The organism is Paenirhodobacter ferrireducens, from assembly GCF_004022265.1.
GTDB classification, from domain to species: Bacteria; Pseudomonadota; Alphaproteobacteria; order Rhodobacterales; family Rhodobacteraceae; genus Rhodobacter; species Rhodobacter ferrireducens.
Genome location: NZ_SAVB01000011.1, coordinates 125736 through 137502, shown reverse-complemented (window position 1 = coordinate 137502; position 11767 = coordinate 125736). Strand labels below are relative to the sequence as shown.

9 protein-coding genes are annotated in these 11767 nt (G+C 68.2%); 7 read left to right on the top strand and 2 right to left on the bottom strand.

Annotation, left to right across the window (positions count from 1 at the left end; all coding sequences use genetic code 11):
* The 6 genes from EOW65_RS10560 to EOW65_RS10535 form a co-directional block, all read left to right on the top strand.
* The coding region (locus tag EOW65_RS10560) for an Ig-like domain-containing protein (RefSeq protein ID WP_164880063.1) at positions 1-2073 on the top strand (2073 nt) is incomplete at its 5' end.
* 112 nt (positions 2074-2185) lie between these two features.
* On the top strand, positions 2186-4327 hold the full coding sequence (locus EOW65_RS10555; RefSeq protein WP_128149233.1) for a type I secretion system permease/ATPase: 2142 nt from the start codon (positions 2186-2188) through the stop codon (positions 4325-4327).
* Positions 4324-5493, top strand: a complete 1170-nt coding sequence (locus EOW65_RS10550; RefSeq protein WP_128149231.1) for an HlyD family efflux transporter periplasmic adaptor subunit — start codon at positions 4324-4326, stop codon at positions 5491-5493. The genes EOW65_RS10555 and EOW65_RS10550 overlap by 4 nt, the downstream gene beginning before the upstream one ends.
* A gap of 68 nt (positions 5494-5561) precedes the next feature.
* A complete protein-coding gene (locus EOW65_RS10545; protein WP_128149229.1) occupies positions 5562-5990 on the top strand; it encodes a hypothetical protein in 429 nt (142 codons plus the stop codon).
* Between the two features lie 6 nt (positions 5991-5996).
* The gene (locus EOW65_RS10540) at positions 5997-7334 is read left to right on the top strand and encodes a TolC family protein (protein WP_128149227.1); all 1338 of its coding nucleotides are present in this window, start codon (positions 5997-5999) and stop codon (positions 7332-7334) included.
* A gap of 7 nt (positions 7335-7341) precedes the next feature.
* On the top strand, positions 7342-8460 hold the full coding sequence (locus EOW65_RS10535) for a helix-turn-helix transcriptional regulator (RefSeq protein WP_164880062.1): 1119 nt from the start codon (positions 7342-7344) through the stop codon (positions 8458-8460).
* A 70-nt stretch (positions 8461-8530) separates the two neighbouring features.
* On the opposite strand, the gene EOW65_RS10530 is transcribed toward EOW65_RS10535, so the two are convergent.
* Positions 8531-9109 (bottom strand): TetR/AcrR family transcriptional regulator, encoded by a 579-nt coding sequence (locus EOW65_RS10530; protein WP_128149223.1) that lies wholly within the window; start codon positions 9107-9109, stop codon positions 8531-8533.
* Positions 9109-9597: an HPP family protein gene (locus EOW65_RS10525; RefSeq protein WP_128149221.1), complete on the bottom strand. Its 489-nt coding sequence runs from the start codon at positions 9595-9597 to the stop codon at positions 9109-9111. The genes EOW65_RS10530 and EOW65_RS10525 overlap by 1 nt, the downstream gene beginning before the upstream one ends.
* Positions 9598-9911: 314 nt before the next feature.
* Here EOW65_RS10525 and ftsH point away from each other — a divergent pair, with 314 nt between their 5' ends.
* Complete coding sequence (gene ftsH, locus EOW65_RS10520) at positions 9912-11720, top strand: ATP-dependent zinc metalloprotease FtsH (protein ID WP_128149219.1); 1809 nt, start codon at positions 9912-9914, stop codon at positions 11718-11720.
* The last annotated feature ends 47 nt before the right edge of the window (positions 11721-11767 follow it).

The following is an 11767-nucleotide window of genomic DNA, read 5'->3' as shown; positions in this document are numbered from 1 at the left end:
ACCTTCACCACCACCGTCGGCACCGACGGCAGCTACAGCGTCGACGTGCCCGCCGATCTCGCCGAGGGCGGCTATACCGTCGAGGCCTCGGTCGAGGACCCGGCCGGCAACACCGGCACCGCCGATGACGCGGGTGTGGTCGATACCACGCCGCCGTCGATCACCGTCGATGCGCCCGCGCTGACCACCGATCCGACGCCGACGATCACCGGCACGACCGATGCGCCCGCGGGCAGCACCGTGACCCTCGTCGTCACCGGCTCGGACAATGTCAGCCAGACCTTCACCGCCACCGTCGGCACCGACGGCAGCTACAGCGTCGACGTGCCCGCCGATCTCGCCGAGGGCGGCTATACCGTCGAGGCCTCGGTCGAGGACCCGGCCGGCAACACCGGCACCGCCGATGACGCGGGGGTGGTCGATACCACGCCGCCGTCGATCACCGTCGATGCGCCCGCGCTGACCACCGATCCGACGCCGACGATCACCGGCACGACCGATGCGCCCGCGGGCAGCACCGTGACCCTCGTCGTCACCGGCTCGGACAATGTCAGCCAGACCTTCACCACCACCGTCGGCACCGACGGCAGCTACAGCGTCGACGTGCCCGCCGATCTCGCCGAGGGCGGCTATACCGTCGAGGCCTCGGTCGAGGATCCGGCCGGCAACACCGGCACCGCCGATGATACCGGCACCTTCGCGCCTCTGGCCGCGACCGAGGATACCGTGGCGAGCTTCACCGTTGCGGATCTGCTCGGCGAGACCGGCTCGGGGCTGACGGTGACTTCGGTCAGCATCGGCAACGGGATCGCCACGATCACCGGCGGCGGCAGCGCGATCTCCTACACGCCGAGCGAGAACTACAGCGGCGAGACCACGCTCACCTACACGCTGAGCGACGGGTCGACCGCCACGGCGCAGGTGAGCGTGGCCCCGGTTACCGATATGCCGACGGCGACGGACGGGCTCACCTTCACCATCAGCGGCACCAGCTTCAGCACCTACAGCTGGTCGGGTGTCACCTCCGTCAGCGACGGAACGACGACCTGGGACCTGGAAAAGAACGGCGGTTACGGCGCGGACTCCGCAGATCTCGTGAACGCCATCGACTATCTGGTTGCGAATGACATGGGCGCAGCGACGATCGGCACAACCACCTCGATCAGCGGCGGCACGCTGCCGACCTATGAGGCCAAGCTGATCACCGGCTATGTCTATCTCGAAGCGGGATCGAGCTACGCATTCGCGGGCACCGTCGACGACAGCGGCACGATCGTGATCGGCGATCTGGCCTCGGGACACTCGAGCTGGACGGGGCCGGTCGCGGCGGGCAACTTCACCGCGACCGAGACCGGGTTCTATACCTTCGACCTCTATCTGCATAACGCGGTCGGCGTCGGGAACTACGACTTCTCGATCGTCAATGCGGACAATGGCAGCGAGGTGCCGTTGTTCGGCAACCTGTCGGACGTCCAGAATGCAATCTCGAGCTACAACTACCTGTCTTTGGGCAGTTTCAACGATGGGTCGGATGCCGACGGCAACGGCTTCTACGGGCTGGATTACGGCTATACCGGGACCGAGGGCAGCGGGATCCCGCTGACCGGGGTCGGCGCCAATCTGACCGACACCGACGGCTCCGAAAGCCTGACGATGACGGTGAGCGGGCTGGTCGAGGGGGCGACGCTGAACTACGACGTCGTCTATGCCGACGGCACGACCGGCACGGGCACGGCGGTTGCGGACAGCAGCGGCACGATCACCGTGACCGGCGGCCCCGGAGCGGTGCAGCTCTCGTATCTGACTCTCGACATTCCGGCCGGAACCTATGACGTGCTGGTGACCGCTACCGCACAGGACGGGACCGACGCGCCGCAAAGCTCGACCATCGAGTTCACGGTCAACTCGACCCCGACCGCCAGCGGGTTCTCGGCCTTCGCTGCGACCTCCTTTGCGACGTCGACAGAGGCGACCGATACCTCGCCCGCCGACAGCTCGAGCACAGTTGCGCTTTACGCCGACACGACCTCGATCTGGGATGACAGCGCGCTGAAGACCGCGTCGCATTACTGATCGCGACCACCCGACACCCGGGCGCATCTGCCGCGGCGCTTTTCGGAGCGGCCGCGGCTGAGGTGCCCCGGGCGATGTTGTGGAACGATCGACGGAAAGCGCAATGCGAGACATGACGCAAGAGGACGAGAACGTGCCGCAGACGGCACCGCGGGCCGCACAGCAGGGCCAGGCCTGGGTCGCCTGCATCCTGCGCGTGGCCGGCCATTACCGGATCGGCGCCTCGGCCGAGCATCTGAAGCGGCAGGCGGACTGGCGTGGCGCGGCGCTGGAACTGCAGGCGCTTGCGCGCGATGCCGGGCTCGCGCTGGCCGAAACCGCAGCCGATGCCGGCGCCGTCACCGCGCTGCGCCTGCCGCTGGTTGCGGAATTCGACGACGGCAGCGTCGGCGTCATCGAGACCGAGACGACCGAGGGTTTCGGCGTCAGTTTCGGCAGCGATGGCGGGGTCATCACCCCGCTGCCGCGCGCCGAGCTGAGCCGGCGGCTCTGCCGGCTCTTCGTGCTGCGCCCGGTCGCCGCGGCGCCGGATGCGCGGGTCGATCTGTATATCGCACCGCATGACCCGCACTGGCTGCGCAAGCTGATCACCGGCGATCTGCGGCCCTATCGCACGATCCTGCTGGCTTCGGCGGTGTCGAACATTCTGGCGCTGGCCGGGGTGATCTTCTCGATGCAGGTCTATGACCGGGTGATCCCGAGCCAGTCGCTGCCGACGCTGTGGGTGCTGTTCGGCGGCGTTATGCTGGCGGTGGCCTTTTCCTACGCGCTGCGGGTGCTGCGCGGCTACATCACCGATGCCGTGGGCAAACGGGCGGATCTGGCGATCTCCGATCTGGTGTTCGGCCATGCGCTGCGGGTCACCACGGCCAGCCGGCCGAAGGCCACGGGCACCTTCATCGCCCAGATCCGCGAACTCGACCATGTGCGCGAGATGATCACCTCGACGACGATCGCGGCGATTGCGGACGTGCCGTTCTTCGCGCTGTTTTGCGTGCTTTTCGCCTATCTGGCGGGCGGGCTGGTGTGGATTCCGCTGGCCGCGGCGGTGGCTCTGGTGCTGCCCGGGTTGCTGGCGCAGGGCAGGCTGCGCACGCTCGCCAGCGCCAACATGCGCGAGCGCTCGCTGCGCAGCGCGATGCTGGTCGAGGCGGTGCAGGGCGTCGATGACATCAAGGCGCTGCAGGCCGAGGCCCGGTTCCAGAACCAGTGGATGCAATACAACGAGGCCTGCGCCACCTCGGCGATGGAGCTGCGAACGGTGGTCGAGCGGCTGTCGAGCTGGGCGCAGAGCGTGCAGGGCGGGGCCTTCGCTGTTGTGGTGTTCTTCGGCGCGCCGATGGTGATCGCCGGCGAGATCAGCTCGGGCGTGCTGGTCGCGGCCTCGATCCTGTCGTCGCGGATGCTGGCCCCGCTCGGCTCGGTGGCGCAGATCCTCAACCGCTGGCAACAGGCGCAGATCGCCCGCGACTCGCTCGACAAGCTGATGGCGCTGCCCGTCGACACGCCCGAATTCGCCCGCCGGGTGCATCTGCCGGCGATCCGCGGGGCGTTCTCGCTGGCGAATGCAAGCTTCGGCTATGCCGCTGACGACCCGGTGCTGAAGGTGGGCCGGCTCGAGATCGCGCCGGGCGAGCGGCTGGCGATCCTCGGCAACAACGGCTCGGGCAAATCGACGCTGCTCGCGGGGCTCGCGGGGCTGATCGCACCGCTCGCGGGCGAGGTCCGGCTCGACGACATCACACTTGGCCTGATCGACCCGGCCGACGTGCGCCGCGACATCGGCTATCTCGGTCAGAACGCGCGGCTGTTCTACGGCACGCTGCGCGAGAATCTGACGCTCGGTGCGCCGGGGGTGGAGGACGGGCAGATCGTGCAGGTGCTGGGCGAGCTCGGTCTGCTCGATCTGGTGCGGCGGCTGCGGGACGGACTCGACCATCAGGTGCAGGAGGGCGGCACCGGGCTCTCGGGCGGCCAGCGTCAGGGGCTGCTGATCGCGCGGCTGCTGCTGCGCCGGCCGCGGGTGCTGCTGCTCGACGAACCGAGCGCGGCACTCGACGAGGTGGCCGAGCGCGAGTTCATCGCGCTGCTCGGCCGGCTCGATCCGAAGATCGGCGTGGTGATCGCCACGCACCGGCTGGCGGCGCTGTCGGCGGTCGACCGGGTGCTGGTGCTGAACGCCGGCGCGGTGGTGATGAACGGACCGCGCGACACCGTGCTGACCCGGCTGCGCGCACCGAGGAGTGCCGCATGAGCCTGACTGCAGTTTCCGGAACCGACGCCGTGATCCGCCATCAGACCCGCACCGTCCGGGTGTTGGCCGCTGCGGTCGCCCTGTTTCTCGTCTGGGCCTGGGTGTTTCCGCTGACCGAGGTCTCGAGTGGCGCGGGCACGGTGGTGCCGAGCTCGCGCGAGCAGGTGATCCAGTCGCTCGACGGCGGCATCATCGCCTCGCTCGCGGTGCACGAGGGCGATGTGGTCGACGAGGGGCAGCTGCTGGCGCGGCTCGACCCGACCCGCTCGGCCTCGAATGTCGAGGAGGCCGAAGCCAGGTATTACGCCGCCATCGCCACGGCGGCACGGCTGCGCGCCGAGATCGCCGGAGAGGAGGCGATCTCCTTCCCGCCCGAGCTCGATGGGCACGATGACCTGAAGCGCAACGAAACCGCCCTGTTCACCGCACGCCGCAACGGCATGACCGAAGCGCTGGCCGGGATGACGCACGAGCTCGCGCTGGTGCGGCAGGAGCTTGAGATCACCCGCAGCCTGCAATCCTCGGGCGCCTCGAGCCGGGTCGAGCTAATCAGCCTCGAACGTGAGGCCGCGAAGACCGAGATGGACATCGCCAACCTGAAGGCCGACCGGCTGGTGAAGGCCGGCGAGGAGCTGCAAAACGCCAATGCCGAGGCCGAGGTGCAGTCCTCGGTGGTGCGTGGCCGCTCGGACCAGCTGCAGCGGCTGACTTTCCGTGCCCCGATGCGCGGCGTGATCAAGGACATCGCGGTCACCACCATCGGCGGTGTGGTGCCGCCGAACGGCAATCTGATGACCCTCGTGCCGCTTGATGACCAGCTGCTGATCGAGGCGAAGATCTCGCCGCGCGACATCGCCTTCATTCACCCCGGCCAGGAGGCTCTGGTGAAGATCTCGGCCTATGACTATTCGATCTTCGGCGGGATGAAGGGTGCGGTCGCGACGATCTCGCCGAACACCGTGCGCGACGAGGTGAAACCCGAGATCGTCTATTACCGGGTCTATATCCGCACCGACAGCGATCATCTGACGAACAAGGCCGGGACGGTGTTCCCGATCGTGCCCGGCATGATCGCCACGGTCGACATCCGGACCGGCGAGAAGACCGTCTGGCAATATCTGATCAAGCCCTTCAACCGCGCCCGCGAAGCGCTGCGCGAACGATGACCACCCCGACTGTAACCCCCAGTAACGATGCCGGGCGCTGTCTGCCCGATCCACAAGAGGACATTGAAATGAACCGAGTCTCTTTTGCCTGCCGCCAGTTCCTTGCCGCCGCCCTGATCGGCCTCGCGCTGCCCGCCGGGGCCGGGGCAATCTCGGGTCTGAACGTGGTCGCCCCGGATGCGGGTTTCTCGAACGTCGAGCGCAACTATGCCGAGATGGACGAGAAATACGCCCGCAGCGGCACCGCGCGCAGCGCGCAGCAGATGCGCAAGGTGGCGCTCGGCCAGGACAAGGCGGCGCTCGTGCGCTATGCCGGCAAGCCGGTTTCGGCCAATCAGGACGGCTCGTGGGACTTCGACATCCGCCTGCCCGCCAAGGACCGCCGCAGCACGCTGGTGTGCCAGTACCGCGTCTATTTCGACGCCGCGCAGAAGGTCTCCGGCACTGCCTGGCGCCGGCCGCAATGCGCCGACATCGTGGTCGGCCAGAAGAACTGAGATTCGATGAAACTCTTCGCTGAAGCGGGCCTGCGCGGCACCGCCATTCTGGGCTCCTGCCTGCTGGCGCTGGCGGGCTGCAGCCTGCCAGCGCCCGATGGCACCGAGGCCGCGCTGATCGCCCGCGCGAAGGGCATGCCGCCGCTCGCCCCTGCACAGGGGCGGGCGGCGAAAGACGTGGTGCGCAATGGTCTGTTGCTGCACCCCGACGTGCGCGAGGCGGCCAGTTCCGTCGCCGCAAGCGCCGATCAGGTCCGGGTGCAGCGCGGCGCGCTCTTTCCGGCGCTCGGCATGACGGTGGGCGGCGGCGCGGGCTCGGCCGGCGACGGCGACCCGGCACTGCGGATGAATGTGTCGCAACTGCTGATGGATTTCGGCAAGACCAAGCGTGCCGTCACCTCGGCCGACATGGATCTGCAGATCAATTACATCACCTTCCAGAAGGCAGTGGATGACGCGGCGGTCGAACTGCTCGAGGCCTATGACGCGGTGCGGATGAACACCGAGGCGCTGGCGGTCTACAAGAGGCAGCTTGCCGCGATGACCGAGTTGCAGAAGCTCGTCTCCGAGCGGGTCGAGATCGGCGCCACGACCGCGCCGGATCTGCTCGAGACGCAAAAGCGCGTCCAGAACGCGGCGTTCCTGGTGCAGGACGCCGAGCTTGCGCTGGCCGATGCGCGCGAACAGCTCGAGCGGCGCAGCGGCCAATCCGCCGGCGGTGCGGTCCCCGAGTTCCGCGGCGGCTGTGCGCTGCGCGGCGAGACCGACAAGATGCGCATCGCCCGGCTGAGGATGGCCAAGGCCGAGATCGACCTCGAACAGGCGCAGAAGGCGCGGGTGCCGAAGATCACCGTGTCGCCGCTGGCCCGGCTCGGCACGGGCGACACCTCGACCGGGCTTGGGATCAATCTCGGGGTGAGCTCGGACCTTCTCGAAGGCGGCGCGCTGACCGCCAGGGCCTCGGTTGCGCGCAATGCCCGCGACGCGGCCGAGGCCGCGCTCGACTCCGCCGATCGCGACGCCAGCCTGTCCTCGCGCAAGGCACTGCGCGACATCACCGCCGGGGCGCGCCGGCAGGAGATGCTGAAACGGCAGATCGCGCTTCTGGCGGAAACGCGCGATCTCTACCGCAGCCAGTATTTCGACCTCGGCAAGCGCTCGGTCTCGGACCTGCTCGACAACGAGGAGGAATTCTACACCCGGCAGGCCGAACTGGTTGAGGTGAGCTCCAAAATGGCGGTAAACCGCCTAAACTGCGCGGTTTACGCAAGAACCCTGCGCGGCTCGATGGAACTTGCCGGCCAGACGCTCTACAACCTGCCACTCGAGGCAGACAATCTCTAGGGCCGTCGTGAACAGAGTGCGATCCAGTAGCGACCGACAGGACAGGGAACGGCAGGCGGAGCTGATCGACCTCATCTATGCCGCGATGCTGGGGGAGCAGGACTGGCAGCGTTTCCTCGATGAACTGGTCTGTGGCATCCCCTCCGGCAAGGCGGCGATGCAGATGTTCAACACGCAGCGCCCGGACGAAAGCGGCGTGGCGCTGCAGGCGGGGTTCGACACCCCGGCGATCGACGATTACGGCGCCCATTTCTGCGGCGTCAACGTGCTGCAGCAATCGCTGGCGCTGCGCAGGGACGGGTTTGGCTATGCCGATACCGAGCTGGTGCCCACCGACCAGCTGCGTGCGAGCGAGATCTTCAACGATTGGCTGCGGCCGAACGGAATCCAGTCTTCCGCCGGCCTCAAGCTGGGAACCGAGGGGGCCTGGAACTTCAGCCTGACGCTGATGAGCGAGCGCAACGACGACCTGATCCGCCGGGAGATGGCCCGGAGGCTGACGGAACTGGCGCCGCATCTGCACCGGGCCACGCAATTCTACCAGCGTCAGGGCACGGTCGCGCCGGACAGCCTGGAGGCCCGGCTGATGGGAAGCTCGGCCCTCGGGGTGATCGTCCTTGGTCGCGATTGCGCCATTCAGACGATGAACGCCAGGGCCGAGGCCTTCCTGCGCCAGCGGCAGGCGCCGTTCCGGGTGCAGCGGCAGCGCCTGCTGATGCGTGATGGCGGGGTCGAGGCGCAGGTCAAGTCGATGCTGTCACCGGCCTATCGCGGGCCGGACATGATGACGCTGGCCCTGCCGGGGGTGCGGCTGACCCTGATCCGGCTCGCCCGGCAGGGGATCTCGCTGCTGTTTCAGGGGATCTCGCTGATCGTGCTGATCGACGGGCTGGACACGACCGAGCTGTTCGACGAGGAGGTCTTTGCGCTGGAATACCGGCTGACGCCGGCCGAACGGCGCGCGGCGCGCGGGATCGTGGCGGGGCTGTCGCCGGCCGAGATCTCGCACCAGGCCGAGCTCTCGCGCGAGACGATCCGGGCGCAGATCCGCAGCCTCTATCAGAAGACCGGGGCGCGCAGTCAGGCCGATATCCTGCGCCTGGCCCGGCTGCGCCTGACGCGCTGACCCGCGCCGGCAAAACCGGCACCGGGCATGGGGGGCGACCTCTCCGCAGGGGTCCGGCGCAGCCCCCGGTTCATGCCCCGGTTGCGTCGGTTCCGGCCCGCCCGGCCCGCGTCAGCGCCGTTGCAAGAGCACTCCGGAACGCCTCTGCATTGCCCGAGGCGCGGGTCAGGACGATGCCGCCCTGAATCGCCGCCAGAATGCTGATGGCTTCCTGCCGGGCCTCGGGTTCGGGCCACCCCGCCCGCTGCAGGCACTCTGCCAGCGCCGCGCCCCAGCGGGCGAAATAGCTTTCGATCCGCCCGGAAAAGCGGGTGCGCACGTCGTCGAGCGCGAAGGCGCCGACAAGGCAGATGCGCTGGCCGGAGCGGAAATAGGCCTCGACGGCAGCGGCCATCTCGGCCAGCGCCTGTGGCGCCGGCTTCTGCGTCAGCGGCGCGAAGACATTGGCCTCGAACCAGTCGGAAATCTGCGCCAGAACCGCATCGGCCATCTCCTCCTTGCCGCCGGGAAAGAAGTGATAGAGGCTGCTCCGGCCCGCCCCCGTCTCTTTCGCGATGACGCCGATGCTGGCCCCCTCGTATCCGTAGCGCCGGAAGATCTCGGCAAGCTGCGGCACGAGATCGCTCCGTTCCAGATAGCTGCGCGCCATCACCGCGCCGCCGTCGGATAGTCGGTGCCGTTGAGCCGGTGGAACAGCAGGGCAACGCCCACCAGGATCACCGATCCGGCCAGCACCGGGATGAAGAGAAAACCGAAGCCCGGCGCGGTGGCGAAGACGACGAGGGGATCGGCCCCGGCCGGCGGATGGGTGACGCGCAGCACGACCATCAGCGCGATCGCCCCCCCGACCGCAAGCGCCATGCCCCACCATGTCGGCGGCAGCCAGGCGTGCATCAGCAGCCCGGTCAGGGTTGCCACGAAATGACCGCCGATCACGTTGACCGGCTGCGACAGCGGGGCCGCGGGCGCGGCGAACAGCAGCACGCAGCTGGCGCCGAACGGTGCGATCAGCAGCGAAACGGCAAGCTGGTCCGTCAGGAGCGCCAGCAGGGCGATCGCCAGAAAACCACCCGCGCCGGCAAGCAGAACCGTCCTCGGGCGCGGCGCGGGCAGGGCGGGGGTGAAGAATCTGAGCATGGTAAATCCTGTAACGATCGGTTTATTGTGGACCGATCGTTACATTTGTGGGCCGGCCGATGTCAAGGGCCGCTCTGCGGCGCCACAGCACGCCGCCGCCAGCCGGACGCGGCGCCCGTCATGCGCCCACGCAAAACCGGACAGGCCGGGCCGGGGGCCGGCAAGGGGCGGAAGGGTTGCAGCACAGGAGGGGCGGGCCCCCCCCGCCTCTTTTCCGCGCACCCCCCTGATCGGGGTCCGGATTCGGCACCTGCACTCTGGCGGGAAACGCGGCAACGGGGATAGCATGGCACGAACCGAAACGGAGACCGGGCATGAACAAGACGACGCAATTCCACGTCTGGTACTGGGTGGCCGCCTTCGCCCTCCTGACGGCCTTTCAGTATTTCTACGCCGGCAGCACCCAGATCGAGCAGATCCCCTACAGCCAGTTCGAGACCGAGCTGCAGGCGGGCAAGATCGCCGAGGTCGCGGTTTCGGACCAGTATATCCAGGGCAAGTACAAGGCGCCCCGGGACGGCAAGCCGATGTTCATCACCACCCGGGTCGAGCCCGACCTCGCCCGGGAGTTCCAGGCGCAGGGCGTGGTGGTGAGCGGCGAGGTGCAGAGCAATTTCCTGTCCGAGCTGCTCTCCTGGGTGGCGCCGACGGCGCTGTTCTTCGGGGTTTGGATCTTCATGCTGCGCCGGATGGGGCAGGGCGGGCTTGGCGGCGGGCTGATGCAGATCGGCAAGTCGAAGGCGCGGGTCTACGTGCAGTCCGACACCGGCGTCACCTTCGCTGACGTCGCCGGGGTGGACGAGGCCAAGGCGGAACTTGTCGAGATTGTCAATTTCCTGAAAAATCCGAAGGACTACAGCCGGCTTGGCGGGCACATGCCGAAGGGCATCCTGCTGGTCGGGCCGCCGGGCACCGGCAAGACCCTGCTGGCGCGCGCCGTCGCCGGCGAGGCGGGAGTGCCGTTCTTCTCGATCTCGGGCTCGGAATTCGTCGAGATGTTTGTCGGCGTCGGCGCGGCGCGGGTGCGCGATCTGTTCGAGCAGGCCCGCACCAAAGCCCCGGCAATCATCTTCATCGACGAGCTTGACGCGCTTGGCCGGGCGCGCGGCATCGGGCCGCTGTCGGGCGGGCATGACGAGAAGGAGCAGACCCTGAACCAGCTTCTGGTCGAGCTGGACGGGTTCGACCCGTCCTCGGGGCTGGTGCTGCTGGCCGCGACCAACCGGCCCGAGATCCTCGACCCGGCGCTGCTGCGCGCCGGCCGCTTCGACCGGCAGGTGCTGGTCGACCGCCCCGACAAGGTCGGGCGACTGCAGATCCTCGCGCTCTATCTGAAGAAGGTGACACTCGCCAAGGACGTCTCGGCCGAGCAGATCGCGGCGCTGACCCCGGGCTTCACCGGCGCCGATCTCGCTAACCTCGTCAACGAGGCGGCGCTTCTGGCCACCCGCCGCGACGGTGATGCGGTGACGATGGAGGATTTCAACAACGCGGTGGAACGGATCGTCGCCGGGCTGGAGAAGCGCAACCGCCTGCTCAACCCGAAGGAGCGCGACGTCGTCGCCCATCACGAGATCGGCCACGCGCTGGTGGCGATGTCGCTGCCCGGGGTCGATCCGGTGCACAAGGTCTCGATCATTCCGCGCGGGGTGGGGGCGCTTGGCTACACGATCCAGCGCCCGACCGAGGACCGCTTCCTGATGACCCGGACCGAGCTCGAGAACAAGATGGCGGTGCTGCTGGGCGGGCGGGCGGCGGAAAAGGTGATCTATGACCAGATCTCGACCGGCTCCTCGGACGATCTGGTGAAGGCGACCGACATCGCCCGCGCCATGGTCACCCGCTACGGCATGAGCGAGAAGCTCGGCCATGTGACGCTCGAGCGGGACCACCAGTCGATGATGGGCGCGGAAGACCCCTATTTCGCCGAACAGCACGACTATTCCGACGAGACCGCGGCGCTGATCGACGAGGAGGTGAAGCGGCTGATCGACGAGAGTTTTGACCGGACCGTCCGTCTTCTGGGGGACAAGCGCGCGCTTCTGGAACGGGCGGCGCGGGCCCTGCTCGAGAAGGAAACGCTGAACGAGGACGATCTGCAGGCGCTGATTGCCGCGGACTGAGCGGCGCGCGGGCGGCCCCGGACGGGCCCGCCCGCGGTCAGAAGGGC